This is a genomic window from Kribbella sp. NPDC048915, assembly GCF_040649595.1.
GTDB lineage: Bacteria > Actinomycetota > Actinomycetes > Propionibacteriales > Kribbellaceae > Kribbella.
Genome location: NZ_JBEZFT010000048.1, coordinates 18,452 through 43,415 on the forward strand (window position 1 = coordinate 18,452; position 24,964 = coordinate 43,415).

Annotated in this window: 25 protein-coding genes; 13 read left to right on the forward strand and 12 right to left on the reverse strand. The window is 69.0% G+C overall.

All coding sequences use genetic code 11. From position 1 onward, the window contains the following. Positions 1-35 precede the first annotated feature (35 nt). The 3 genes from AB0B82_RS22885 (at position 36) to AB0B82_RS22895 (ending at position 2,626) form a co-directional block, all read left to right on the forward strand. Entirely contained in the window at positions 36-620 is a 585-nt protein-coding gene (locus AB0B82_RS22885) for a TetR/AcrR family transcriptional regulator (protein WP_360171902.1), read from the forward strand. Positions 621-736: 116 nt separating this feature from the next. After that, complete coding sequence (locus tag AB0B82_RS22890) at positions 737-1,618, forward strand: S1 family peptidase (RefSeq protein WP_360171905.1); 882 nt, start codon at positions 737-739, stop codon at positions 1,616-1,618. Positions 1,619-1,741: 123 nt separating this feature from the next. After that, on the forward strand, positions 1,742-2,626 hold the full coding sequence (locus AB0B82_RS22895; RefSeq protein ID WP_360171908.1) for a S1 family peptidase: 885 nt from the start codon (positions 1,742-1,744) through the stop codon (positions 2,624-2,626). A gap of 53 nt (positions 2,627-2,679) precedes the next feature. Here AB0B82_RS22895 and AB0B82_RS22900 read toward each other — a convergent pair whose 3' ends face one another. From AB0B82_RS22900 to cysS, 4 genes are read right to left on the reverse strand one after another with little or no spacing between them, the layout of a single operon-like run. Next, complete coding sequence (locus AB0B82_RS22900) at positions 2,680-3,084, reverse strand: type II toxin-antitoxin system VapC family toxin (RefSeq protein WP_360171911.1); 405 nt, start codon at positions 3,082-3,084, stop codon at positions 2,680-2,682. Next, a complete protein-coding gene (locus AB0B82_RS22905; RefSeq protein WP_360171914.1) occupies positions 3,081-3,362 on the reverse strand; it encodes a type II toxin-antitoxin system prevent-host-death family antitoxin in 282 nt (93 codons plus the stop codon). Before AB0B82_RS22905 ends, AB0B82_RS22900 begins: the two co-directional genes overlap by 4 nt. A gap of 18 nt (positions 3,363-3,380) precedes the next feature. Next, entirely contained in the window at positions 3,381-4,355 is a 975-nt protein-coding gene (rlmB, locus tag AB0B82_RS22910) for a 23S rRNA (guanosine(2251)-2'-O)-methyltransferase RlmB (protein WP_360171916.1), read from the reverse strand. 1 nt (position 4,356) lies between these two features. After that, on the reverse strand, positions 4,357-5,790 hold the full coding sequence (gene cysS / locus AB0B82_RS22915) for a cysteine--tRNA ligase (protein ID WP_360171919.1): 1,434 nt from the start codon (positions 5,788-5,790) through the stop codon (positions 4,357-4,359). 133 nt (positions 5,791-5,923) lie between these two features. Here cysS and AB0B82_RS22920 point away from each other — a divergent pair, with 133 nt between their 5' ends. The 3 genes from AB0B82_RS22920 to AB0B82_RS22930 all read left to right on the forward strand — a co-directional run bounded on the left by AB0B82_RS22920 (position 5,924) and on the right by AB0B82_RS22930 (position 8,708). Further along, on the forward strand, positions 5,924-6,757 hold the full coding sequence (locus AB0B82_RS22920; RefSeq protein WP_360171922.1) for a lysozyme: 834 nt from the start codon (positions 5,924-5,926) through the stop codon (positions 6,755-6,757). Positions 6,758-6,796: 39 nt separating this feature from the next. Continuing rightward, entirely contained in the window at positions 6,797-7,354 is a 558-nt protein-coding gene (locus AB0B82_RS22925) for a GNAT family N-acetyltransferase (protein WP_360171925.1), read from the forward strand. Positions 7,355-7,415: 61 nt separating this feature from the next. Continuing rightward, positions 7,416-8,708, forward strand: coding sequence for a peptidase C39 family protein (locus AB0B82_RS22930; RefSeq protein WP_360171928.1), 1,293 nt, complete (start codon positions 7,416-7,418; stop codon positions 8,706-8,708). A 66-nt stretch (positions 8,709-8,774) separates the two neighbouring features. On the opposite strand, the gene AB0B82_RS22935 is transcribed toward AB0B82_RS22930, so the two are convergent. Then, on the reverse strand, positions 8,775-10,469 hold the full coding sequence (locus AB0B82_RS22935; RefSeq protein ID WP_360171931.1) for a DUF2207 domain-containing protein: 1,695 nt from the start codon (positions 10,467-10,469) through the stop codon (positions 8,775-8,777). A gap of 145 nt (positions 10,470-10,614) precedes the next feature. Here AB0B82_RS22935 and AB0B82_RS22940 point away from each other — a divergent pair, with 145 nt between their 5' ends. Continuing rightward, complete coding sequence (locus AB0B82_RS22940) at positions 10,615-12,003, forward strand: neutral zinc metallopeptidase (protein WP_360171934.1); 1,389 nt, start codon at positions 10,615-10,617, stop codon at positions 12,001-12,003. A 138-nt stretch (positions 12,004-12,141) separates the two neighbouring features. On the opposite strand, the gene AB0B82_RS22945 is transcribed toward AB0B82_RS22940, so the two are convergent. Continuing rightward, positions 12,142-13,074: a pentapeptide repeat-containing protein gene (locus AB0B82_RS22945; protein WP_360171937.1), complete on the reverse strand. Its 933-nt coding sequence runs from the start codon at positions 13,072-13,074 to the stop codon at positions 12,142-12,144. A 48-nt stretch (positions 13,075-13,122) separates the two neighbouring features. On the opposite strand from AB0B82_RS22945, the gene AB0B82_RS22950 reads away from it, so the two are divergent. After that, positions 13,123-14,121, forward strand: a complete 999-nt coding sequence (locus AB0B82_RS22950) for a neutral zinc metallopeptidase (protein WP_360171940.1) — start codon at positions 13,123-13,125, stop codon at positions 14,119-14,121. 27 nt (positions 14,122-14,148) lie between these two features. Here the strand turns inward: AB0B82_RS22950 and AB0B82_RS22955 are convergent, their stop codons facing one another. Next, complete coding sequence (locus AB0B82_RS22955) at positions 14,149-15,849, reverse strand: DUF2207 domain-containing protein (protein WP_360171942.1); 1,701 nt, start codon at positions 15,847-15,849, stop codon at positions 14,149-14,151. Positions 15,850-15,913: 64 nt separating this feature from the next. On the opposite strand from AB0B82_RS22955, the gene AB0B82_RS22960 reads away from it, so the two are divergent. Further along, positions 15,914-17,098, forward strand: a complete 1,185-nt coding sequence (locus AB0B82_RS22960) for a neutral zinc metallopeptidase (protein WP_360171945.1) — start codon at positions 15,914-15,916, stop codon at positions 17,096-17,098. A 52-nt stretch (positions 17,099-17,150) separates the two neighbouring features. After that, a complete protein-coding gene (locus tag AB0B82_RS22965) occupies positions 17,151-17,912 on the forward strand; it encodes a hypothetical protein (RefSeq protein WP_360171948.1) in 762 nt (253 codons plus the stop codon). 115 nt (positions 17,913-18,027) lie between these two features. Here the strand turns inward: AB0B82_RS22965 and AB0B82_RS22970 are convergent, their stop codons facing one another. Further along, on the reverse strand, positions 18,028-18,891 hold the full coding sequence (locus tag AB0B82_RS22970) for a LysR family transcriptional regulator (RefSeq protein ID WP_360171951.1): 864 nt from the start codon (positions 18,889-18,891) through the stop codon (positions 18,028-18,030). A gap of 70 nt (positions 18,892-18,961) precedes the next feature. Between AB0B82_RS22970 and AB0B82_RS22975 the strand changes: the two genes are divergently transcribed. Next, positions 18,962-19,711 carry a nitrilase-related carbon-nitrogen hydrolase gene (locus AB0B82_RS22975; RefSeq protein WP_360171954.1) on the forward strand — a complete coding sequence of 250 codons (750 nt, stop codon included), beginning with the start codon at positions 18,962-18,964 and terminating at the stop codon, positions 19,709-19,711. Next, positions 19,651-19,938, forward strand: a complete 288-nt coding sequence (locus AB0B82_RS22980) for a hypothetical protein (protein WP_360171957.1) — start codon at positions 19,651-19,653, stop codon at positions 19,936-19,938. Before AB0B82_RS22975 ends, AB0B82_RS22980 begins: the two co-directional genes overlap by 61 nt. On the opposite strand, the gene ispF is transcribed toward AB0B82_RS22980, so the two are convergent. From ispF to AB0B82_RS22995, 3 genes are read right to left on the reverse strand one after another with little or no spacing between them, the layout of a single operon-like run. Then, positions 19,932-20,402: a 2-C-methyl-D-erythritol 2,4-cyclodiphosphate synthase gene (ispF, locus tag AB0B82_RS22985; protein ID WP_360171960.1), complete on the reverse strand. Its 471-nt coding sequence runs from the start codon at positions 20,400-20,402 to the stop codon at positions 19,932-19,934. The genes AB0B82_RS22980 and ispF overlap by 7 nt on opposite strands. Beyond that, positions 20,399-21,109 carry a 2-C-methyl-D-erythritol 4-phosphate cytidylyltransferase gene (ispD, locus tag AB0B82_RS22990; RefSeq protein WP_360171963.1) on the reverse strand — a complete coding sequence of 237 codons (711 nt, stop codon included), beginning with the start codon at positions 21,107-21,109 and terminating at the stop codon, positions 20,399-20,401. The genes ispF and ispD overlap by 4 nt, the downstream gene beginning before the upstream one ends. A gap of 10 nt (positions 21,110-21,119) precedes the next feature. Then, complete coding sequence (locus AB0B82_RS22995) at positions 21,120-21,605, reverse strand: CarD family transcriptional regulator (protein ID WP_130446326.1); 486 nt, start codon at positions 21,603-21,605, stop codon at positions 21,120-21,122. Between the two features lie 297 nt (positions 21,606-21,902). On the opposite strand from AB0B82_RS22995, the gene AB0B82_RS23000 reads away from it, so the two are divergent. Continuing rightward, positions 21,903-22,526 (forward strand): hypothetical protein, encoded by a 624-nt coding sequence (locus tag AB0B82_RS23000; RefSeq protein ID WP_360171966.1) that lies wholly within the window; start codon positions 21,903-21,905, stop codon positions 22,524-22,526. A 1,360-nt stretch (positions 22,527-23,886) separates the two neighbouring features. On the opposite strand, the gene AB0B82_RS23005 is transcribed toward AB0B82_RS23000, so the two are convergent. Beyond that, positions 23,887-24,921, reverse strand: coding sequence for an iron-siderophore ABC transporter substrate-binding protein (locus AB0B82_RS23005; protein ID WP_360171969.1), 1,035 nt, complete (start codon positions 24,919-24,921; stop codon positions 23,887-23,889). Positions 24,922-24,964: the final 43 nt, after the last annotated feature.

Genomic DNA, 24,964 nt, shown 5'->3' on the forward strand with positions numbered 1-24,964 from the left:
GCACGCAATCCAGTATCGTTCTATGCTGTCTCGATATGACAACAGTCGTTCCCGGGCGGCGTACCCGCCGGCAGTCCGAACTGCTCGACCGGCTCCTGGCCCTGTTTCTCGAGCAGGGATTCAGCCGCTTCACCCTGGACGACCTGGCCGCCGAGCTGCGCTGCAGCAAGACGACGCTGTACGCCCTCGCGCCGAGCAAGGAGCAGCTCGCCGTCGAGGTGGTCAAGCACTACTTCAAGCACGCCACCGCGCAGGTCGAGTCCGCGGTCGCCCGGCAGACCCGGCACGATCGCCGGATCGCGGCGTACCTGAACGCGGTCGCCGACGCGCTGCGGCCGGCCAGCCGGACGTTCCTCGACGACGTGGCGACCTTCGCGCCGGCCCGTTCGGTGTACGAGCGGAACACCCGGATCGCGGCCGAGCGGGTCCGTCAGCTGATCGAGGACGGCATCAACCACAAGACGTTCCGCCAGGTGGACATCGCGTTCGCGGCCGAGATGATCGCGCACACCATGCAGGCGATCCAGCGCGGCGACATCGCCCGGCGGACCGGTCTGAACGACGCCGAGGCGTACCGCGAACTCGCGTCGTTCGTGCTGCACTCGCTGCGGCTCGATTGAAACCGCGCCTGGACCGGACGGCGGCTCGATTGAACCGCGGCGGGAAATAGGGTTGGGCGACGTCCGCTTGCTGCCACAGCACGCACTGAAGCCGTATGCCCCGGAAGGCTGATGGTATGAAAACTCTTCGTCGAACAGCGGTCCTCATGGTGACCGCCGCGCTGGCCATGACCGCCGCCGTCCCGGCCGGGGCCGACCCCGTGAAACCGCCGCCCCGGCTGTCCGCGAAGTCGATCGTGGCAACGCTGAACAAGCAGATCTACACACCCGGTACGGCGTGGCAGACGCAGCCGGACGGCACCGTGCTGGTGTCCTACGACCCGACCGTGACCGGGACCAAGCTGACCAAGCTCACCGGTCTGACCAAGCAGCTCGGCGCAAACGTCAAGCTCGAGAAGCTCCCCGGCAAGCTGACGAAGTACATCAGCGGCGGGATGCCGACGTACGGCGGCGAATACACCTGCAGCGTCGGCTTCAACGTCCAGCGCCGCGGGAAGTACTACTTCCTCACCGCGGGCCACTGCGGCAAGGAGGCGTCCCGCTGGTACCAGGACCCGGGGCACAAGATCTACACCGGCGCGGTGCACCACGCCAGCTACCCGTGGAACGACTACTCGCTGGTCGTCTACCGCACCGACATCAAGACGAAGCCCCCGGGCGGCAGCGTGTACCTGTACAACGGCCGCTCGCAGGACATCACGACGGCGATGACGCCGGGCCTGAACCACCTGGTGTACCGCGCGGGCGCCACCAGCGGCCTGCACAGCGGCCGGGTGACCGGGCTGAACGCGGTGGTGAACTACGGTGACGGGCGCGTGGCCGGCCTGATCCGGACCAACGTGTGCGCCGAGCCGGGTGACTCCGGCGGTCCGCTGTTCTACCGGCAGTGGGCGTTCGGCCTGACCTCGGGCGGTTCGGGCGACTGCAAGTCGGGCGGCGTGACCTATTTCCAGCCCGTGGTGGAAGCTCTGAACGCGTACGGGGTCTCCGTCTACTGAGCGCAGGATTCCCCTACTCTCCGAGATTGTTTGAATACTCAGGGAGATAGTGGGTAGGACTCGTCACGGTTGAGTCAAGGACGTCCCGCCCCGAAGGCGTCCTCATCGTGAGGAGGTTCAACCGTGAACAAGTCCCCATTGCGCCGTACTTTCGCCGTCCTGGCCGCGGCCGGGCTTGCCGCCAGCGGACTGCTGGCCACGCAAGCCTCGGCCGCACCGGTCGACCCGTCCACCCTGTCCGTCGCCGCGATCACGTCCGAACTGAGCGAGAACGCGACCATCCCGGGCACCGCCTGGCAGACCGCCCCCGACGGCCGCATCATCGTGTCGTACGACGAAACCGTCACCGGCGCGAAGCTGGCGAAACTGACCAGCGTGACCAAGCAGTTCGGTCAGCGGATCACGCTCGAGAAGATGTCCGGCAAGCTGACCAAGTACATCCGCGGCGGCGACGCCATCTACGGCGGGCAGTACCGCTGCTCGCTCGGCTTCAACGTCCGCAGCGGCAGCACGTACTACTTCCTGACCGCGGGCCACTGCGGCAACATCGCCTCCAGCTGGTACGCGAACTCCAGCAAGACCACGTTGCTCGGCACCGTCGCCGGGTCGAGCTTCCCCGGGAACGACTACGCGATCGTGCGGTACAGCTCGTCGTACACCAACCACCCCGGCACGGTGAATCTCTACAACGGTTCCACCCAGGACATCACGTCCGCCGGCAACGCCTACGTGGGCCAGGCGGTCAAGCGCAGTGGGAGCACGACCGGTCTGCACAGCGGTTCGGTCACCGGCGTGAACGCCACGGTGAACTACGCCGAAGGCACCGTGACCGGCCTGATCCGCACCAACGTGTGCGCCGAAGGCGGCGACTCCGGCGGCGCGCTGTTCGCCGGCACGGTGGCCCTCGGCCTCACCTCCGGTGGCTCCGGCAACTGCTCCTCGGGCGGCACCACCTACTTCCAGCCCGTCACCGAGGTCCTCTCCCGCTACGGCGTCAGCGTCTACTGACCCACCCACCACAACTGCGCCCCGAACCCTAGGGCCCGGGGCGCAGTTGTGTGTCAGGAGGGTGACAGAACCGGGAAACCAAGTTCCTCGGCCGCGGTAACCAACTCCTTGTCATACGTGACGAACTCAGACAGTTCCGACCGGAACGGTTCCGCGCTGGCGAGGTGAAGCGCATCCAGCGATCCGAGTCTTGCTGTCCGATAAGCCATCGCCCGGCCGAGGACCGTTGAGGTGAGATCCACCAGAAAGACACCGCGGATCGCCTGAGCAGCAAAGTACGGGACCTGCCGGTGATCGATGCCGGCCCGGAGGAGCGTGCGAGTGATCTCCAGGCTCGCCAGCTCGCTGGTGAGCAACTCGGTCTCCGCCGGCAGGGCCTGGCGCCAGGCGCGCAGAGCAGCTGATTCGGCCTCCGGCTTGATGAACTTGAGCAGAGCGCACGAGTCGAGGTAGATCACCGGCGCCGCTCCTTGTCCCGATCCTCGATCAGCAGGTCGGACAAACTCGCGACGTCAGGTGCCAGCTCCATTATCAGATCCGGCATGCCCAGCTCAGCAGGCGGAGTCACCTCTCCCGAATCGATCAGATGCTGCAGCACCCCGGGACGGGCGTCCTCGGGCACAAGCCGCAATACCGGACGCCCGCGATCGGTCACCACGATGGTTTCACCCGCACGCACCCGAGCGACCGCCTTCGACGGGTTCTGGTTCAGCTCCCGGAGCCCGATGGTTCTCATGTCCCCAATGTAACTACATCATGTAGTTACATCAAGGGCGCGGCGGCGGGAGATTTCGTAGAGGGTTACGCCGGCGGCGATGCCGGCGTTGAGGGATTCGGTGGCGCTGGTCATCGGGATCGAGACGATCAGGTCGCAGTTCTCCCGGACCAGACGGGCCAGGCCCTTGCCCTCGGAGCCGATGACCAGGACCAGCGGCTCGGTGGCAGCCGCGAACGACGGGAGGTCGACGGCGCCGTCCATGTCGAGGCCGATGACCAGCAGGCCGGCCTCCTTGTACGACTTGAGCACCCGGTTCAGGTTGGTGGCGCGGGCGACCGGGATCCGGGCCGCGGCACCGGCCGAGGTCTTCCACGCCGACGCCGACATCGACGCGGTACGGCGTTCCGGTACGACGACCCCGTGCGCACCGAACGCGGCCGCGGACCGGGTGATCGCGCCGAGGTTCCGCGGGTCGGTGACACCGTCGAGCGCGACGATCAGCGGCACCTCCTTCGCGTCGTACGCCCGGTCGAGCAGGTCGTCCGGATGCGCGTACTCGTACGGCGGGATCTGCAGCGCGACGCCCTGGTGCGCGCCGCCCGCGGTGACCCGATCGAGCTCCGTGCGCGGCACCTCGAGCACCGAGACACCGGTTTCGACGGCGACCAGCAGCGCCTCCCGCAGCCGGGCGTCCCGTTCGGTGCCTTCGGCAACATGCAGCGCCGTTGCCGGAACGCCGGCCCGCAGCGCCTCGACGACTGGGTTGCGCCCGTACACCCATTCGTTGGTGGCGTCGCCGTCCTTGCGCGACCGACTGCGGTTCTTCTCCCGCTCCTTGGCCCGCTCGGCGGCCTTCGCCCGCTTGTGCGCCGGGTGCTTGACCCGGTCCACCGCCTTCGGTGTCGGTCCCTTGCCCTCGAGTCCGCGGCGGACCCGGCCGCCCGATCCGGCGGTCGGGTTGCCGCGCGGCTTCTTCCGGACGGCGCCCTTGCGCCGACTACTGCCTGGCACGTCAGTTTCCCTCGGTTGTGGTGGACCCGGCCAGCGACCAGCGCGGCCCCTGCGGGGTGTCCTCGACGACGACGCCGAGTGCCTTCAACCGGTCGCGGACGGCGTCCGCGGCGGCATAGTCCTTGCGTTCCCGGGCGGCCTGGCGCTGCTCGAGCAGTGCCTGCACCAGCCCGTCGACGACCTCGGTCAGCTCGTCGCTGCCGCCGGCTCGCGACACCCACGGCTCAGCCAGCGGGTCCAGCCCGAGCACGCCGAGCATCCCGCGCACGGCCGCGAGCGTCTCGCGGAGCGCCTCGGAGTCGCCGTCGGCAGCCAGCTTGTTGCCGTCCCGGACGGTGTTGTGCAGTACGGCGATCGCGGCCGGGGTGCCCAGGTCGTCATCCATCGCGGTGACGAAGTCGAACGGCAACTCGGCGGCCGGCTCGACGGCTCCGGAGAGCTCGACGGCTCGGGTCACGAAACCCTCGAGCCGCTGGAAGCTCTTCGCCGCCTCGTCAAGCGCCTCGAACGAGAACTCGACGACCGAGCGGTAGTGCGACTGCACGAGGTAGTAGCGCAACTCGATCGGCCGGACCCACTCGACGACGTTCCGGACGACGGCGCTGTTGCCCATCGACTTCGACATCTTCTCGCCGGCCGTGGTGACGAGCGCGTTGTGCATCCAGAACCGGGCGAGCTTCTGCCCGACCGCGGTCGACTGGGCCAACTCGTTCTCGTGGTGCGGAAACCGGAGGTCCAGCCCGCCGCCGTGGATGTCGAACTCCGCGCCGAGGTACTTGCCGGCCATCGCCGAGCACTCCAGGTGCCAGCCCGGGCGGCCGCGGCCCCACGGCGTCGGCCACGAAGCGGTCCGCGGCGTGCCCTCGACGTACCCTTTCCAGAGCGCGAAGTCGCGCGGGTCGCGCTTGCCGCGCGGGTCCGCGTCCTCGGCGGCTTCCATGTCGTCGATCCGCTGGTGCGACAGCTTCCCGTACTCCGGCCACGAGCGGACGTCGAAGTACACGTCCCCCGATCCGTCCGGAGCGACGTACGCGTGCCCGCGGTCGATCAGCTGCTCGATCATCTCGAGCATCTCCGGGATGTGACCGGTGGCGCGCGGCTCGTACGTCGGCGGGCGGCAACCGAGCACGTCGTACGCCCAGTGCAGCTCGCGCTCGAACTCGTAGGCGTGCGCCCACCACGGGATGCCGCGCTCGGCGGACTTGGCGAGGATCTTGTCCTCGATGTCGGTCACGTTCGCGATCACGGTGACCTCGTAGCCGGACCGTTCCAGCCAGCGGCGCAGAACGTCGAAGACCACTTCCTTGTAGATGTGCCCGACATGCGGGGCACCCTGCACCGTCAGCCCACAGTGGTAGATCCCGACCTTGCCCGGGTGGACCGGCTCGAAATCTCGCACTGCTGCCGTTGCGGTGTCGTACAAGCGAAGTGTCACCGGTCAAGGGTAACGGGAGGTGACGCCGGTAAATAATCACCGAACTCCCGGCGCACAGGGTTGGATCTTGGCGAAGGCGGGTAAGACCATCGGCGAGCGCTCTATCCGCCCCTTAGACGCTGTAGGAGGATCCGTGAAGTCCGCCCTTTTCACGGGTGCCGCCGTCGCTCTCGGCCTGATCCTGGCCACGACCGGCTCCGCCCACGCCAGTACCACCCCGGAATCCCAGCCCACACTCCAGCCGACGGCACAGGCCCGTCAGCACGGCATCGACAAAGCCGGCGACGCCTACCTGGGCTGGACGCAGAACTCCACCACCGCCTCGGCCCCGGCCGGCAACGCCCCCGCAGCCACCGTCGAAGGCATGGACGTGTCCAGCCATCAAGGCAACGTCAACTGGAGCTATTGGTGGGGCCAAGGAAAACGGTTCGCCTATGTGAAGGCGACCGAAGGCACGTCGTACAAGAACCCGTACTTCGCCCAGCAGTACAACGGGTCCTACAACATCGGCATGATCCGCGGCGCGTACCACTTCGGGCTGCCGAACAGTTCGAGCGGCGCCACGCAAGCGAACTACTTCGCCACCAACGGCGGCGGCTGGTCCAAGGACGGCAAGACGCTGCCGGGTGTGCTCGACATCGAGTACAACCCGTACGGCGCGACCTGTTACGGGCTCAGCGCATCGGCGATGGTCAGCTGGATCCGTGACTTCGTGAACACCTACAAGGCCCGCACCGGGCGCGACGCGGTGATCTACACGAACTACGACTGGTGGAGCCGCTGCACCGGCAACAGCACCGCCTTCAACTCGACCAACCCGCTCTGGGTGGCGCGCTACTCCTCGTCGCCGGGGACACTGCCGGGCGGCTGGCCGTTCTACACCTTCTGGCAGTACACCTCGTCACCGCTGGACCAGAACCGCTTCAACGGCGCCTACGACCGCCTGCAGGCACTGGCCAACGGATAAACCGCTTGCGCGGTCCGCAGGGTCGCTTAGTCTCGATCGGTGGCTTACTCGCTGCCGATCGAGACCGACCGACTGACCCTTCGACGCTACGTCGAGGACGACTACGACGACCTGCTGCGACTGCAGTCGAACCTGGACGTCGCCCGCTACCTGCTGTACGACGCCCGCACGCCGGAGCAGGTGAAGGAGTCCCTCGCGAGCCGGCTGATCGATGTCTCGATGGACACCGACGGGCAGGCGCTGTCCCTCGCCGTGATCCTGCGGGACACCGGCCGGCACCTCGGCGAGGTGACGCTGTTCGTCAACAGCACCGAGCACCGCACCGGTGAGCTCGGGTACGTCTTCCACCCCGAGTCGCACGGTCACGGGTACGCCGCTGAGGCCTCGGTCGAACTGCTCCGCCTCGGATTCGAGGAACTCGGCATGCACCGGATCATCGCGCGGCTGGACGCCCGCAACACCGCCTCGGCCAACCTGCTGCGCCGGCTCGGCCTGCGTCAGGAAGCGCACTTCGTGCGGAACGAGTTCCTCAAGGGCGAGTGGACCGACGAACTGGTGTTCGCGATGCTCGCGGACGAATGGGCCGACCGCTCGTAACTTTCTGTCCACGGCGCTCCGTCTTGATGACACCGACTGCCGAGCGGTCTACCGTCGGAGTATGAGATCCGCCCGCCCCTTGACCGCCCTGATGCTGGGCGTGGTCGTGTGCAGCGCCGACGTGCTGCCGAGTGAAGCCGTGAAGGTCGCCCCGGCGCGACAGATCGCCTATCGGGCCTGGACGTCGAACGCCGACTTCCTGGCCGGTCAGCAGTTCGGCACCACGGTCGCCGACGGCGCCCTCGCGTTCGGTACGTCGACCGGCACCACGTCGTACGTCGACCCGTTCGGCGACGGCTCCGCCAAGACGTACGACCGGACCAGCTGGGTGTCACCGCCGGTCAGCACCGGCTTCGGACTGACCGAGCTGGTCGCATCCTGGAACGCGGACACCCCGCCGGGAACCTGGGTCGAGGTCTCGCTCGCGGGGACGACGAACCAGGGCACCACCACCAAGTGGTACGTGCTCGGCCGGTGGTCCGGCGGCGACGACACCGCGGCGGGTGACATCCACCGGACGTCCGTGCCGAGCCAAGGTGACGCCGACGGCTCCGTTGCCGTCGACACCTTCCAGGCCGCGAAGAACAAGTGGCTGGACCGGTGGCAGCTGAAGGTCACGCTGTACCGGTTGAGCGGCAGCACGCAGTCACCGACGGTTCGCTCCGTCGGGGCGATGGCGTCCCGGTTGCCGTCCGACAAGAAGGTTGCCGCCAGCCCCCTTGGCGGCGCGGAGGGCATCGTCCTCGACGTACCGACGTACTCGCAGGAGACGCACATCGGTCACTACCCGCAGTGGGACAACGGCGGTGAGGCCTGGTGCTCGGCGACGTCGACGGCGATGGTGCTCGACTACTGGGGCGCCGGTCCGAGTGCCGAGGAGACCGCGTGGGTCGATCCGTCCGACGCGGATCCGCAGGTGGACCACTCCGCGCGGTCCGTCTTCGACTACGCGTACGACGGAGCGGGCAACTGGCCGTTCAACACGGCGTACGCCGGTGCGCGCGGTGTGGATGCCTTCGTGACGCGGCTGCGTTCGCTGACCGAGGCGGAGCAGTTCATCAAGGCGGGGATCCCCCTGGTCGCGTCGCTGTCGTTCAAGAAGGACGAACTGCCCGGTGCGGGCTACGGCACCAACGGGCACCTGATGGTGATCGTCGGCTTCGACGAGAACGGTGACGTGGTCGTCAACGATCCCGCGTCCCATCTGATCCCGAGCAACGACCAGGTGCGGACGACGTACGACCGGGAGGCGTTCGAGAACGCCTGGGTGCCGCACTCGGGCGGACTGGTCTACGTGATCCGTCCGGACGGCACACCGTTGCCGCCGCCAACGGGTCCGCAGCACAACTGGTAGGCGCTCGAAGACGACAGTGCCCGTCACGCCGGGGCGGCGTGGCGGGCACTGTTTCTCGTGGTTGCCTCAGCGGGCGAACAGGGCGCCGGTCAGGTTCGTGGTGAGGTTGCGGAGCGAGTCCGGCAGGTACTGCAGGTGCCAGCCGCTCGGACCGCGGTACCAGGGGAAGCCCTCGTCCGCCTCGTCCGGCGTGGTGTCGGTGGCGACCAACGCGTCGATCCAGCGGTCCGATCCGCCGAGTACGACGGCGTACGGCAGGGCGCGCGAGCACAGCTCGGTGTGCTGGTCGGCCGGGAGTTCGCTGACGTCCATCTCCAGCAGCTCACCGCGGATCGCCGCCACCTGGCCGAGGACGCGACCGGCGGCCGGGGCCTTCGCCGGCATGTAGCGGCCGACGACGAGCAGGCCGACACCGACCAGGGTGATCGCGAGACCGAGCAGGCCCCACGTCGTCAGCAGCGCCAGCAGGACGGTGGCGATGACACCGACGACGGTGGTCGCGATACCGATCGTTGCCCACAGCGACCGAGTCCGGTCCGGGCGCTCGGTGAACCAGCCGCGCTTCACCACACCGTCGTACAGCGCGTCCTGGACCTGGGCAAGGTTCGCCCGGACCTGCTTGCCCAGCTCGGAGACCAGCACCGAGTCGGCGTCGCCGAAGATCGCGCGGATCAGCACGTTCTCGTAGCGCTGCAGCTCCTCGGACGGGGCGTTGGGGACCCGGCGCAGCTCCCAGTCCGGCCGCGCGAACTCGGTGCTGTGCTCGAGCTCGGTGATGGTCAGGTGACCGCGGACCGCCAGGTCGATGATCGTCGCTGTCACGTCGACCGGGTCGATCCGCTCGTCGATCAGCGTGCCGACCTCACCAGGGCGCAGGTCGGACGGCGGCGTGAAGTCGATCCGGGTGTCGGCGCCCAGGCTGAACAGCGACGCCGGGACGACCCGGTGCGGGTCGACCTGGTCGCGGCCGCGCACCCGGTACAGCACGGCCAGCGCGATCGCGCCGAGCAGCAGCACGGCCAGGGCGGTGATCAGCTGCGCGGCGTCGGTGGAGAAGGCGCGCTTGAAGGTGTGCCGGTACTCGATGATCGCGTTGTCGGCGATCTGACCCTGCGGGAAGCCGACCGCCATCCGGATCGTGTTCCCCGGTGGCAGCGCGGTCTGCTGGAACGTCGGACCGGACGTCTCACCGATCTGCGCCAGCGTGCAGGGGATGTTGCTGTCGACCGGACCCGCGAAGCAGGAGACGTGCGACACCTCGGGGACGCTGAAGACCACGTTCGCGGTCTGGATCGGGAGGCTGATCCCGGTCAGCGGCGCGAACCGCACCTCGGTGCCGTCGAGTGTCTTCGACACCGCACCCTTCACCGTGTACGAGAACTCGAGCTGCGCCGTACCGCTGGTGACGTCCGGGACCGCGATCGACGTCACGTCGCCCTCGGTCTTCAGCTCGGCCTTCTTGTCCTGACCGCCGGCCTTGACCTGCAGGTCGCCGATCTCCTGGACGTGGTCGACTTCGTCGGGCAGGTGGTTCCGGGTGACGATGAAGCGGGTGAAGGTCCCGTTCACGTTGCTGAGCTTCCAGGTCTCGGCGACCCGGAGCAGACCGTCCCGCTCGACCCGGACCTGGCTGTCGTAGTTGGTGACCACCGGGTCGGCGGCGGCACCGGTCGCGTCCGCCGCCGAGGCAGCGGCTGGAACAGTCGACAGGCCGAGCAGGCCGAGGGCACACAGGGACAGCCCGAGGAGACGTAGACGCATCGCCCAATCACACCGTAGAGAGAGGGTCAGGTTGACACCGGGCACGATAGCGTCTGCGAGGTGGCAGGCCGCCAACGGGGACCGGCACCTGGACGGGCTCCCCGGCCCGAGTAAGTTGAGCCCTGGCTCCGGTAGCGTCCTTGGTGTGTCAGGCAACCAGTGGGGACCACCGTCCGGCCAGCAGCATCCGCAGCAGCCACCTCCGCCTTGGCAGCAGGGTCCGGGGCACGGCGGTCCGCCACCTGGACAGCCCAGTCAGCCCGGACAGCACAGTCAGCCCGGACAGTACAGTCAGCCCGGACAGTCTGGTCAGGGGTACGGCGGTACGCCGCCTGGGCAACCGCCCGCGGGAGCGCCGTACGGGCCGCCCTCTGGTCCGCAGTACGGTCCGCCGTCGGGGCCGCAGTACGCTCCGCCGCCCGGGCCGTCGTTCCCCAGTCAGCCGTTCCAGGGACAGCCTTTCCAGGGACCGTTCCAGGGTCAGCCGCAGTTCGGGTGGGGCGCTCCACCTGGTGGATCGAAGCCGCCGAAGAAGAGCCGCGGCGGGCTGATCGCGGTGTTCGTCGTGCTGGGTGTGGTCGTTGTCGGCGGCATTGTTCTCAAGGTCATCGCCGCCGCCATGGACCGCGACGATCCGCCGTACGCGCGGCCGACCACCACCACGTCGTACAGCCCGAGCCCGTCGGAGTCACCGTCGGTCGCCCCGTCCAGCACCACGTCGACACGGCCGACGACCACCCGGACCACGCAGCCGCCGCGGCCGACCGCGCCCCGCACGACCGCGACCACCAAGCCCACGCCCAAGGGGCCGAGCGACAGCGACCTCGTGGTGAAGAACCGGCTGTACAAGGCCGGCGGGATGGCGGCCGTCGGCTGCCGTGAGTCGAGGTCCCGGCCGAGCACGGTCGCCGGTGCCCGCGCCAACTACTCGAATCTGCTGGGCTGCTTAAACAGGTCGTGGGCGCCGCTGGTCGCCAAGGCCGGCGGGCGGTTCCGCGCGCCGAAGGTGCAGGTGTTCAGCGGGACGGTGTCGACGCCCTGCGGGACCGGCCGGGACACCGGTCCGCCGTTCTTCTGCGGCACCAACGACACCATCTACATGAACCTGACCGAGGACGTCGGCAACTACAACCGCTACTCGCAGAGCTACCAGAAGGTGTGGGCGCGGATGTGGATGCTGCACCAGTTCGCCCACGAGTACGGGCATCACGTGCAGTACAACATGGGCATCCTGCAGGCGTACTCGCGGATCCGCTACGAGCGGCCGAACTACGCGATGGAGCTGCAGGACAGCCGGCGGCTCGAGCTGCAGGCGTCCTGCTTCTCGGACATCTTCATCGGCGCGAACCGGCGGACCTATCCGGTCACCGGGCAGTCGCTGGTGCAGTGGCGCTGGCTGATCGGGCACGTCACCGACTACGCGAACGACCACGGTGACGCGAAGAACCACCAGTACTGGGCGATGCGCGGGTGGAACGCGCGGAACCCGAGCGCCTGCAACACCTTCGTGGCCCCGGCCGCCAGGGTGCAATGAGCCGCGACACCGGTCTGCTGCGGGGCGACCTGCCGGGATAGCTAGCCTGGTGGGTCCGGATCCCGCAGAGTATGTCGCGCAGGACATGTCGCGCAGGATATGTCCGGGGGAGGCGGCTTCGGCGCCCCAACCTACGAGCTACACCCAGCAAGGTCGTGAGGAGCATCGATGTCGGACAAGTGGAACCAGACCCCGGGGAGCGACCCGGCTGACGATCAGCCGGGTCGACCGCAGGAGTCTGGTCCCGGCCGGCCGCCCGCCGGTCAAGGACAGGGCCCGGGCCACGGGCCGGGTCAGAGGCAGGATCAGAGTCAGGGTCAGGGGCAGGGTCAGGGTCAGGGGCCGAATCGCGGGTGGTTCGAGGCCCGCAACGAGGAGGGCGGCCCGCGCGGGCCGGTCGCCGGCGAGCCGAGCCACGGCAACCAGCCCGCCAGCTGGTGGTCCGGCGACAGTGACGCGAAGCGCGAGTTCAGCAGCCCGACGCCGGCCGAGCAGCCCGCCAACAACTGGTTCGACGGCGGCTGGGACCCCACCCGCCGCGAACACCCCGACCAGCCAGGTCCTGCTCAGTCCGGTCCTGCTCAGTCCGGTCCTACCCACTCCGGTCCCGCACAGCACGGTCCGGCACAGACCAACCCGTGGCAGTCCGGTCCGGCTCAGCCGCGCCCAGGACAGGCCGGCCAAGGACAGGCGGGTCCCGGACAAGCAGGACCCGGACAAGCAGGCCCAGGACAGGCGGGCCAGGCACAGGGCGGTTCCTGGCAGTCCGGTCCGATGCCGCCCGCGCAGTCCGGCGGATCCTGGCAGTCCAACCCCCAGCAGCCGAGCCCGCCGCAGCAGAGCCCACAGCAGCCGAGCGCACCGCAGTCGAACCCCCAGCAGTCCGGCTCCAGCGCCTGGCAGGCTGCCCCACAGCAGCAACCACCGAAGCAGCAGAGCGGCCCGCACTCGGAGAACTCCTACCTCTGGGGTCCGCAGGGCGACCAGAACCAGCAGAACCAGCAGCAGTCCCCGTGGAGCAACGCCCTCCCACCCCAGCAGCAACAGCAACACCAACAGGGCGGCCGCCACGCCGCACCGCAGAGCGGCGGTCCCAACCAGGGCCCGCAGATCGGCCCGATGGGTCAGCCCGTCCAGCAAGCACCGACATGGCAGTACCCACCGATCCCGATCCCGCAGCCCCCGGGCGGCCGCCGGCGCCGGAAGAAGAAGGTCTCCCGCAACCTGCTGATCGGCATCGTCGCCCTCGCTGTCCTCGTCGTCGGCTCCGGAGTAACGCTGGCTGTCCGTGCCTTGGGCAGCGACGACCCCGAGGCGAAGCAAACCCCGACCGCGCCCGCGTCGGAGACCCCGTCCCAGACCCCTTCGGAGTCACCGTCCCCGTCGACGCCGCGTGGCCCGACGGTCGACGAGGTCGTGAAGAGCAGCAGGCTGTACACGGTCGGCCCGGTGACGGCGTCGAAGTGCGTCGAGCCGCCGTTCGCACCGGTCACAGTGGCGGCAGCGCGGCAGTACTACGGCCGCCTCCTGCCCTGCATGAACCGCACCTGGTGGCTGGCGATGAAGAAGGTCAACCTGCCGTTCCGCCTGGCGAAGTCGGTCGTGTACGTCGGCAAGATCCCCTCACCGTGCGGCATCCAGCGCGGCGTGCGTGCGTCGTACTGCGCCGCGAACGAGACGATCTACCTGCCGTTCGCCGTCGACAACGGTGCCTACACGAGGGATCCGATCCACGCCCGGGCGCTGATGCTGAACACGTTCGCGCACGAGTACGGCCACCACGTGCAGAAGCTGGCCGGGATCCTGCCCGCGTCGATGACGCGCGCGCAGCGGATGTCGCCGAACCAAAAGCTGCTGGAGAGCCGCCGCCGTGAGCTGCAGGCGACCTGCCTGGGCGCGGTCTACCTCGGCGCGAACGCGACCTTCATCCCGATGAACGGCGTTCTGCTCGCCAAGTGGAAGGTTCTGATCACGCACCTGGGCGACGACTACTCGCGCCCGCGGGTCCACGACCACGGCAACCGGGTCAGTAACTACCAATGGACCATTGCCGGCTACAACAACAAGAAGCCTGACTCCTGCAACACCTTCACCGCAGCCGAGGTTCGGGTCAACTGAAGCGCGTAGTCACTGAGCCGCCGCCCGTCAGCCGAACAGGCGACGGGCGGTGGTCAGTGAGCCGCCGAACGACGTGACGAAGTTGCTCAGCGACTCCCCGATGTCGGACAGGTGCCAGTTCTCCGGACCGGAGTACCAGCCGATGCCAGCGTCGGGGTCGTCGTCGTCATCGGTCGCGGCGATCTCCAGCGCCCACTTCTCGGTCAGCCCGAGCACAGCGGCGTACGGCAGGCAGCGGGAGGCAAACTCGAGCCGGTGCGTCTGGGGGAGGTCGGCGGACGACTCGTTGGCCAGGTAGTGCTGCAGACCGGCCACCCGGCCGAGAACCGCCGCACCGCGCGCGGTCCGGGCCGGTGCGGCCTGGCCGACGAGTGCGAGCACCAGGCCGGCCGCCATGACCGCCAGCCCGACCAGGGCGAACTTGCTGACCACTGCCAGCACGATGGTGACGACGGCACCGGCACCGAGCAGCACCAGCCCCGCGGTGGTCCAACGGTTCCGCACTGCGTCAGGGCGGTTGCTGAACCAGCCCTGCGTGACGACGTCGGCGTACAACTGCTCGCGGACCAGGTTGAGCCGCGGGCGCAGCGACGGGCCGAGCGCGGAGACGAGCACCCGATCGCCGTCCGCGAACACCGCGTCCAGCAGGGCCTTCTCGTACGGCAGCAGCTCGGGGCCGCCCGGGTGCAGACGCTGCAACTCCCAGTCCAGCTTGCCGTACTGCGACTGACGCGGCTGCTCCACGATGGTGAGGTAGTTGCGCACGGCAAGGTCCAGCAGCGTCGCGGTGATGTCGACGACGTCGGCCGTCTCGTCGACCACCGTGCCGACCTGACCGGGACGGATGCCGTCCGGTGCGGCGAACTGCGGTCCGTCGGCGCCGTCGAGCACCGGGCGCTCCGGTGTCCCCGCACCGACCTTCGCCGCGTCCCGACCGCGGAAGAACCACAGACCGACCGCGCCAAGCAGTCCGAGCCCGAAGACCAGCACTGCCAGACCGCCGGTGGTCGAGTCGACGGTGAACGCGCGCCCGAGCGACCAGCGGGTCGAGAACTCCGCATTCGGCTGCACGTTCGCGTCACCGCTCAGCCCGGTCAGGAACGTCACCCGGCCGCCCGCGGGGACGCCGTTCTGCTGGATCTCCAGCGCCGCCGATTCGCCCAGCTGCGACGACGTACACGGCATGCTCGAGCCGGCGCGGCCGGCGAAGCAGGTCACCCAGGTCGCGAACGGCACCGTGACGCTCAGCTCGGCCTTCGGGATCGCCGTACTGAAGCCTTGGACGATCGGCCAGCTCACCTGGCGGCCGTCGACCGAGTCGGCGACCACGTTGTCCACGGTGTAGCTGTAGACGATCTTCGACTGGCCGGACACGTTCAGCGTCAGCTCGCGGCCGTCGTCGGTGCTCTCGTTCCGGAAGCCCTCGGCGGGCTGTCCGTTCACCGTCGCGGACACGTCCTTCAGCTCGTACGTGCGGTCCCGCTCGGCGTCGGAGCGGACGCGGGTGGCCAGCGTCCGCGTGAACGTCGTACCGCCCGCGGTCAGGTCGACCGTCTCCTTGACCTGCAGCTCACCGTCCTTGGTCAGCGTGGCGTCTGCCGAGTACGCCGTGATCTGGTCGTCGGCGCGGGATGCGGCGTGCGCCGGCAGCATGCCGACGGCAACGAACAGCGGGGCGGTCAGGGACATCAGCAGGGCAGCCGTGGAGAGGCGGCGCTTCGGTGACATGGGTCGAGGGTAGTCTCGTGCCGGTTCGTGCAGCGAACTCGACCGACCACATGGAGGCCACAGCGTGAGCAGCCCCTACGGCTACGGCGGCCCACCCCAAGGCGCACCACCGGGCCGGCCCGTCGGCCCGCCGCCGGGTGTCCTGCCACCGCCGCAGGCTGCGCCGTGGCCGCCGCAGCAGGGCGGGTACCGGCCGGGGCCGGGTCAGCAGCCGGTTCAGCAGCCGGGCCAGTACCAGGGGCCGTACCAGGGTCAGCCGTACCCGGGGCAGCAGTACCCGCCGCAGTACCAGCCCCAGTTCCCGCCGTACGGCGGGACGGGGCAGTTCAACGGCTTCCAGCCACCGCGGAAGCGGGGCGGCGGGCTGCGACTGGTCCTGCTCGGTTTCGGCATCCTCACCTTCATCGGTATCTCGCTGGCGGTCCTGGCCGCGCTGCTCGGCTCCAACGGCTCGCAGAACACCGCCGAGCCCAAGGTGGACGGCGGCCCGGAGATCGTGCCGACGCCGACCACGTCGCCCGAGAAGGGCACGGCCGAGGACTACCTGCTGAACGCCGACGTCTACCGGACCGGTCCGCTGCCGGTGCAGAACTGCCCGGCGACCAACCTCGGCAGCGGCAGCCTGACCTCGCAGAAGGCCTACTACGAGCGTCTGTTCAAGTGCCTCAACGACGCATGGCGGCCGATCTTCCGTGAGCTCGGGCAGGACAAGCCGGACCCGGGCCTGGTCGTGTTCGACCAGCCCGTGACGACCGCGTGCGGCAACTTCCAGCCGCTGTCGGGCCGGGTGCTCGCGTTCTACTGCTACGGCAATCAGGTCATGTACGTCGACGTGAAACAGATGAACCGTGCCTTCGGCCCGCAACAGGACCTGGCGTACCTGATGACGATCGCGCACGAGTACGGCCATCACGTCCAGGGCATCACCGGCCTGTTCTACGCCCGCGCCGTCTACGTGCAGGAGAACCCGGACAAGAAGCTGGAGAGCTCGCGGCGCAACGAGTTGCAGGCGTCCTGCTTCGCCGGCGTGTTCAGCAAGGCCGTGGCCAGGACGTACCCGCTGACGAGCCGGCTGAACGAGTTCAAGGAGCAGTCCAGCAACAGCTTCGGCGAGTCCCCGAGCACCCCCGCGGACGAGCGGACGCACGGGCTGGCGACCAGTCAGGGCTTCTGGATCCAGAACGGCTTCAACGTCGGCGCGAACAAGGCGTGTGACACCTTCGCGGCCTCGGCGGACCTGGTGCAGTGACCGATTGGTGGCCTGCGGCAACGAGCGACCTACGAGCTATCCGAAGCAGGAGATGGAACGACTCCCACCGAACCAGGCCAGTCTGGCCCGCGGCGTCCCGGACGCCCAGCCGGGCACGATCTTCGTCCTGAGCATCGCCGGTGGCGTCACCGCCGACGCCGAGCCGCAGCGCACCATCCTGTTCGGCCGCAACCGAGCCGAGGTGCACGTCTGCGTCGGCGAGGACGATCCACGGGTCAGCCGGCTGCACGGGTCGATCAGCTACCGCAACGGGCGCTGGCAGGTCGCAGTGACTGGCCGGCTGCCGGTGCGGTTCCCGCGCGAGCAGACGCTGTTCGCAGGTGAGGACCCGATGCCGCTCGCGGTCGGGTACACGCCGCTGTTCGTGCAGGGCACCAGCGGTCGTCAGCACCTGCTGGAGGTGTACGTCGTCGGCGACAGCGGCACCCGCCCGGTACGTCGGCCGCGCGAACAGACCCACCCGCCCCGCACCTGGTCACTGTCCATGACAGAGAAGCTCGCGCTGGTCGTAGTGGGCCAGCGGTACTTGCTGCGCGATCCGCACCCGCTACCGCTGTCGTGGCGTCAGGCCGCGGACCAGCTGGCCGAGCTGCAGCCGGACGAGGGCTGGACCGCCAAGCGGGTTGAGCACCTGGTCGCGAACGTCCGCGGCCGGCTGTCGCGTGACGGCGTACCCGGGCTGACGCGTGAGGAGGTCGGGGAGCCGGTGGGCAATGCGCTCAACGACAACCTGTTCCGGGAGCTCCTGTTGTCCACCACGCTGGTCCCGGCGGACGTCGACGTACTCGACTGAGCTCGGGAGGGGTCCCCGGCGACCCGGCCTACCTTCGCGGCATGACGAGACCAGTGTGTTGTGCAGCCCGTGACAACTCCATCAACGTTCCGGTGTGACTCTCGGCCGACAGCTTTCAGGAGCGTGCGACCTCGACGGCGGCCTTGACGAAGCGCTCCGTGAGCGGCGTCCTGGTCGCCCAGGCTGCGCCGATCCACCAGGTGGCGGCGCGGCCGGGCAGCGGCACCAGCCGGACTTCCGGCGGGGCGATCCGTTCGGCCGACTGCGGTACGACGGCAGCGCCGACGCCGGCCGCGGTCAGGGCGAGGACGGTCTGCAGGTCACCGGCCTCCTGCAGTACTTGCGGGTGGCAACCAAGCTCGGCGTACAGCGTGCTGATCTGCCCTGCCAGTCCAGGCCCGCGATCCGGCGTCAGCCGGACCAGCGGGCGCCCGTCGATCCAACCGGTGAGATCGCGCGGCAGCTGCTGCTCGGCCGGTACGGCGAGGGTGAGACGGTCGCGTCGTAGCCGCAGGTGCTCGATCCGCGCGGGCACCGGCAACCGGACGAACCCGATGTGCAGAGTGCCCGCCAGCAGCCGCTCGTACTGCACCGCCGACGACATGTCCTCGAGCGAGATCGTCACTTTCGGCCACCGACTCCGGAACAGCGCGACCGCCCGCGGCGCCAACTCGATCCCGGACAACCCGAACCCGACTGCCAGCGCGCCCTCGGCACCGGAGGCGACCTGCGCGGCCTTGCGTTCGAACGCGTCCGCGCGCTCCAGCAATTGCAGAGCGTCAGCAAGCAGCAGCTCGCCCGCCGGGGTCAACCGAGCGCCGTGCCGGCCGCGGTCGAACAGCACCGACCCGACCCGCCGCTCGAGCACCTGGATCTGTTTGGTCAGCGCCGGCTGACTCGTCGACAGCTCGGCCGCCGCGGCCCCGAAGTTCCGCAGGCCGGCCACCGTGACGAACGCCCGGAGGAGCCGAAGATCCATAACCCCAGGATATGAAATGTCGCCAAATCCCTATTGGACGTCATGGATGTCCGCGCGTTTCGATGGCGGTATGACGTCCTTCCGCGCAGCAGTGGTCCAGTTCGAACCGGCTCCTGACGATCCCGCGACCAACCTCGCCACCGTGGAGCGGCTCGCCCGCGGCGCGGTCCGCGGCGGCGCTCGACTGGTGGTCTTCCCCGAGCTGTGTCTGCTCGGCTACTGGCATCTTCGGCGCCACTCGCAGGCGCGGCTGCGCGAGTTGGCTCAGCCTGCGGACGGGCCGCTGGTCAGCCGGGTCCTTGCCTTGGCCAAGGAACTCGACGCGGGCCTCGGCGTCGGGTTCCTGGAGGAGGCCGAGGGCACGTTGTTCAACGCGTACGCGGTCTGTCTGCCGGACGGACAGGTCCACGTGCATCGCAAACTGCATGCCTTCGAGCACGAAGAGATCGCTGCCGGATCGGCGTACACGGTCTTCGACACGCCGTGGGGTTTCCGGGCCGGTGTGCTGATCTGCTGGGACAACAACCTGGTCGAGAACGTGCGGATCACCGCGCTGCTCGGCGCGACCGTCCTGCTCGCGCCACATCAGACCGGCGGCACGAACTCACGCAGCCCGCACGGCATGAAACCGATCCCGCTGTCGGTCTGGAGAACCGGATCGACGATCCTGCCGCGGTCGAGGAAGCGTTCAACGGGCCGAGCGGGCGTGGTTGGTTGCTGCGCTGGCTGCCGGCGCGGGCCCATGACAACGGGCTGTTCGTGCTGTTCAGCAACGGTGTGGGGCGCGACGACGACGAACTGCGCACCGGCAACGCGATGATCATCGACCCGTACGGCCGGATCGTTGCCGAGACACCCGTACCCGACGAAGCCGTGGTCAGCGCCGACCTCGACCTGGGTCTGGTGCCTTTGGCAACCGGTCGGCGCTGGTTGCGCGGCCGCCGTCCGGAGCTCTACGGCCTGCTGACGCAGCGGTTGGGCAACGAACTCGATCCGCGCGCGACCCGCTTCTCCGACACGCCGGTCGAGGTGATCGCGCCTCAGTAGACGAGGGCGGTGGCGATGGCGGCGATGCCTTCGCCGCGGCCGGTGAGGCCCAATCCGTCGGTGGTGGTGGCGCTGACGCTGACGTCGGCGTCGCAGGCGGCGCTGAGGGCCTTCTCGGCTTCTTCGCGGCGGGCGGCGAATCTCGGACGGTTGGCGATGATCTGCACCGCGACATTGCCGATCTCGAAGCCGGCGGCACGGACCCGGCGAGCCGTCTCCGCGAGCAGGGCCGCACCGGATGCGCCGGCCCATTCCGGCTCGGTGGTGCCGAAGTTGGAGCCGAGGTCACCGAGTCGTGCGGCGCTCAGCAACGCGTCGCAGATCGCGTGCGCGGCCACGTCACCGTCGGAATGACCTGCCGGGCCGGAGGTTTCCTCCGGCCAGTGCAGCCCGGCCAGCCACATCGGCCGTCCGGCTTCCAGCGGGTGGACGTCGACACCGTTGCCGACTCGCGGCATCTTCATCGCGCCGCCCCTTCCGCGGATCGCTGCGCCAGCAGGGCTTCCGCCAGCAGCAGGTCCTGCGGGCGGGTCACCTTGAAGGCATCCGGCGACCCTTCGACGGTTTGCACCGTCACGCCGAGCCGCTCGCACATCATCGCGTCGTCGGTCACCCCGGCGTCAGCACCTGCGGCATGCGCGCGCCGCAGTACGTCGGGAGCGAACCCTTGCGGTGTCTGCACTGCCACCAAACTCGAACGATCGGGCGTGTCGACCACTTCACCCGACGGCCCGATCCGCTTGATCGTGTCTGTCACCGGCACCACCGGTACGACGGCCTCGGCGCCACCGCGCACCGCCGCCACCACGCGCTCGATCGCGTCGACCGGCACGAACGCCCGCGCCGCGTCGTGCACGAGAATGCAGTCGATCCCGTCGACCGGCACCACGTCCAGCGCCGCGCGCACCGATTCGGCCCGCTCGCCGCCGCCGGCCACCACGCGCAGCTGCGCGTCCCCGACGTACGGCATGAGCTCCTTGGCGACCGTTTCCTCGGTGCCGGCCGGCACCGCGACCACGAAACAGACGAGGTCGGCGGCGGCCGCTGCCTTCAGCCCACGCACCGCGTGGACCAACAGCGAGTCGCCACCGACCTCTCGAAACGCTTTCGGGGTCTCACCACCGAGTCGCAGCCCCAGCCCGGCCGCGGGAATCACGACCGCGCTACTCATACCGACTGCTTCAGGAAGCGAGAACCTCGTCGAGGATGGCCTCGGCCTTGTCCTCGTTGGTGTGCTCGGCCAGCGCCAGCTCGGAGACCAGGATCTGGCGAGCCTTCGCCAGCATCCGCTTCTCACCGGCGGACAGACCGCGGTCACGCTCACGGCGCCACAGGTCACGGACGACCTCTGCCACCTTCAGCACGTCACCGGAGTGCAGCTTCTCCAGATTCGCCTTGTACCGTCGCGACCAGTTGGTCGGCTCCTCCGTGTGCGGTGCACGCAGCACGTCGAAGACGCGCTCCAGGCCAGCCTGATCCACGACGTCACGCACGCCGACGAGATCGAGGTTGCACGCGGGGACCCGGACGACCAGGTCGTTCTGAGCGACGATCCTCAAGACCAGATAGGTCTTGTCCTCACCTTTGATCTGACGGGTCTCGATGTCCTCGATGACGGCCGCTCCGTGATTGGGGTAAACAACCGTCTCGCCGACTGTGAAAGTCATATGTCACGTGCCCCTTTCCGAGATCTATCCTACCACGCGGTTCGTGGTCCGGTCGGGGCGTTTGCGCTGGTCAGAGGCCACTTCCTGCCTTGACAAACGCTGTCTTGCGTGCCTCGCGTGCGCGCGTACTGTTCTTTTCCGGACCGCCGCGGACCCCCTTTCGGGGCATCCCGGCGTCGGGCTCGCCGAGGCCGAGAGCTACGCTGTGGTGCGCCGGAGGCCGCTGCCTGACGGCGCCCACGATTGAGGCACACCGTGCCGCAACAGGCCGAAACAGCTTGCACGAGAGGGATTCCAGTGCCGATCACGTTGTCCTCGCGGTTCGCCCGGCGTACCGTGCTGGCGGGTGCCGCCGCCACTCTCAGTATCGCGCTGGGGGCGTGCAGCGCGAACTTCTCCGCGCCGACCCTGCAGCCGTACCAGGCCGCCGAGGGCACCAACGCCGAGTCCGGGCAGCTGAAGGTCCGCAACATGATCGTGCTGGCCGACGCCGAGGGCAACGGCGAGTTGCACAGCGTGATCGTCAACGACGGCGCCGAGCCGGACACCCTGGTCAGCATCAAGCAGGCCCCGCCCGGCACCCAGGACGGCCAGGACGGCGGCGACCAGCCCGGCAACGTCAGCTTCACCGGCATCACCGAGCCGATCGAGCTCGCGCCGAACACCGCGGTCGTCATCCCCGGCAGCGCGGCCGGCGAGTCCACCGAGACCCCGGCGACCCCCAGCGAGACGCCGACCGAGACCCCCACGGCCCCGACCCCGGGCGCCGAACAGGGCGGCCCCACCGTCATCGTCACCGGTGCCAAGCCCGGTCAGATGGTCAACGTCACCATCACCTTCGGCGCGGCCGCCCCCATCAACACCTACGTCCCGGTCCTCACCGACGACCACTACTCCCCCTCCGCCGCCCCCGCCGAGTAGGTCCGCGCGACAACCCACCCGCACTCAGGACCCCGCCGTACCCGCGCCACCAGGCGCGGTACGCGGGGGCCCTCCCGGTACGGCCTGAACACCCCCCAGTGACCATGAACAGACCCCGGCAGGCGTGAACAGACCCCGGTAGGCGTGAACAGGACCCGGTAGCTGTGAACAAACCCCGGTAGGCGTGGACAAACCCCGGTAGGCGTGGACAGGACCCGGTGCCTGTGAACAAGCCCCGGCGGGCGTGAACAAGCAATAACCTGTTCAGAGCCCCCACATCAGATCCCCACCCCCACAAACCGCCCGGTCGCCGCTCGCCCGCCACGCGACCCGAACGCAGTACAGCGTCAGCGCACCAAGCCCGAGCCCGCACGGCGAGCACACCGACCACACGCAGTACTGAACCGGCGGGCGTGGACAAGCCCCGGCGAGCGTGGACAAGCCCCAGCGGGCGTGAACAAGCAATAACCTGTTCAAACCCCCCACACCAGATCCCCACCCCCCACAAACCGCCCGGACGCAACTCGCCCGCCACGCGACCCGAACGCAGTACAGCGTCAGCGCACCAAGCCCGAGCCGCACGGCGAGCACACCGACCACACGCAGTACTGAACCGGTGGCCGTGAACAAGCCCCAGCGGGCGTGAACAAGCAATAACCTGTTCAAAGCCCCCACATCAGATCCCCACCCCCCACAAACCGCCCGGACGCAACTCGCCGCCACGCGACCCGAACGCAGTACAGCGCCGGCACACCAAGCCCGAGCCCGCACGGCGAGCACACCGACCACACGCGGCGCTGAACACGCACCGGCTGGCGTCAACAGCTACCGGTCAGCGTCAACACCCGCCGGTCGGTGTGAACACCTATTGGGGGGAGAGCACCCGCAATTTCCTGTTCAACGCCCCCGAAGAGGGTGCACCGCCCCGTGAGCTGCACCGCCCGTACGACGCCCCACCGCGCACCGCCCGCCCGTACGACGCCCCGCATGTACGACGCCCCACCGCGCACCGCCCGCCCGTACGACGCCCCGCATGTACGACGCCCCACCGCACACCGCCCGCCCGTACGACGCCAATCCTCGCACCCCCGCCCGCCGTACGACGCCCCACCCCGCACCCCGCCGCCCGAACGACGCCGAGCCTTGTGCGACTGCCCATGGCCGGCGCCGACCCTTGTGCGACTGCCCGCGGCCGGCGCCGAGTCGGCGCCGAGGTGGCGCCGAGGTGGCGCTGAGGTGGCGCCGAGCCGCCCCCCTCAGGTGCACCGCCGGGGAGGCGGCTGGGTACCCGGGCACAGATACGACGCACCCGCCCGGCTCGGAGCAGGATGCTCCAAGCCGGGCGGGTGAGGAGGCGGGGTCAGCTCTTCGCGGCGGACTTGGCGGCTTGGGAGAGGCCGGGGAGGACCTGGTCGAGGACCCAGGGGACGCTCAGGACGCTGACTGCGCTCATCCCGGAGATCACCTGCTGGTCGTCCATGGCGTACACCCCGCCGGACTTGACCGCCTTCAGTGACGAGTACACCGGGTCGGCAAGGAACTTGTCCTTGCCGAGCCCGTCGACGTACGCGATCAGCACGTCGGCGTCGATGTCGCCGACCTTCTCCTTGCTGATCGAGAGCGCGAATTCTTTCTTGGTGTTGGTCTTCTCCAGCGCCTCGACACCCGGGGCGTTCTTGAAGCCCATCTCGTTCAGGATCTGCACCCGCGGGTCACCCGGCATGTACACGTAGTTCTCCGCACCGAACGACCCGACGGTCAAGGTCTTGTCCTTGAACTCGGGGTGCTCGGCCGCGACCTGCTTGATCTTGTCCTGGATGCCGGCGATCAGCTTCTCCGCCTCGGCCTTCTTGCCGAGCGCCTCGCCGACGAGCATCGTCTGGTCCTGCCAGGTGGTCTGCCAGGGCGCCCCCGGGTACGCGACGGTCGGCGCGATTCCGCTCAGGGTCTTGTACGTCGCCGCGTCGAACCCCTCGTACGGCGCCAGGATGACGTCGGGCTTGAGTGCCGCGATCTGCTCGAACGGGTACTTGTCGCCGACGTCCAGCAGTGTCGTCTTCGACTTGTCGAACTTGTCCGCGTCCCATGCGGTGACGCCCTCGGATGTCGGGCCGTACGTGACTCGCGGCATCCCGACCGGCGTCTCACCGAGCGCGTAGACCACGTCCTGGGCATTCCAGCCGAGCGTGACGATCCGCTCCGGCTTGGTCGTGATGGTGGTCTCGCCGAACGTGTTCTTCAGCGTGACCGGGAACCCCGACGACGCGGTACCGGCCGAGCTCTCGGCCTGCTTGTCGCCGTCGCTGCCGCAGGCGGTCAGGGCGGTCGTGGCGAGCAGTAAGGCGGTGATCGCACCGCTGACCGCCCGGGTGACCTTGGGACGGGACCAGGACATCAATGACTCTCCTTAGCTTGCCTCAACTAAGGAGAGCCTAAGC

Excerpts from the sequence above, each read along its gene's own strand:
- AB0B82_RS22970 (WP_360171951.1), bottom strand. The coding sequence starts at position 18,891 with ATGGATCTTCGGCTCCTCCGGGCGTTCGTCACGGTGGCCGGCCTGCGG.
- ispF (WP_360171960.1), bottom strand. The coding sequence starts at position 20,402 with ATGAAGATGCCGCGAGTCGGCAACGGTGTCGACGTCCACCCGCTGGAA.
- AB0B82_RS22890 (WP_360171905.1), top strand. The coding sequence starts at position 737 with ATGAAAACTCTTCGTCGAACAGCGGTCCTCATGGTGACCGCCGCGCTG.
- AB0B82_RS22905 (WP_360171914.1), bottom strand. The coding sequence starts at position 3,362 with ATGAGAACCATCGGGCTCCGGGAGCTGAACCAGAACCCGTCGAAGGCG.
- AB0B82_RS23005 (WP_360171969.1), bottom strand. The coding sequence starts at position 24,921 with ATGTCCTGGTCCCGTCCCAAGGTCACCCGGGCGGTCAGCGGTGCGATC.
- AB0B82_RS22965 (WP_360171948.1), top strand. The coding sequence starts at position 17,151 with ATGGAACGACTCCCACCGAACCAGGCCAGTCTGGCCCGCGGCGTCCCG.
- AB0B82_RS22885 (WP_360171902.1), top strand. The coding sequence starts at position 36 with ATGACAACAGTCGTTCCCGGGCGGCGTACCCGCCGGCAGTCCGAACTG.
- AB0B82_RS22975 (WP_360171954.1), top strand. The coding sequence starts at position 18,962 with ATGACGTCCTTCCGCGCAGCAGTGGTCCAGTTCGAACCGGCTCCTGAC.
- AB0B82_RS22995 (WP_130446326.1), bottom strand. The coding sequence starts at position 21,605 with ATGACTTTCACAGTCGGCGAGACGGTTGTTTACCCCAATCACGGAGCG.
- AB0B82_RS22950 (WP_360171940.1), top strand. The coding sequence starts at position 13,123 with ATGGGTCAGCCCGTCCAGCAAGCACCGACATGGCAGTACCCACCGATC.
- AB0B82_RS22935 (WP_360171931.1), bottom strand. The coding sequence starts at position 10,469 with ATGCGTCTACGTCTCCTCGGGCTGTCCCTGTGTGCCCTCGGCCTGCTC.
- AB0B82_RS22955 (WP_360171942.1), bottom strand. The coding sequence starts at position 15,849 with ATGTCACCGAAGCGCCGCCTCTCCACGGCTGCCCTGCTGATGTCCCTG.
- AB0B82_RS22930 (WP_360171928.1), top strand. The coding sequence starts at position 7,416 with ATGAGATCCGCCCGCCCCTTGACCGCCCTGATGCTGGGCGTGGTCGTG.
- ispD (WP_360171963.1), bottom strand. The coding sequence starts at position 21,109 with ATGAGTAGCGCGGTCGTGATTCCCGCGGCCGGGCTGGGGCTGCGACTC.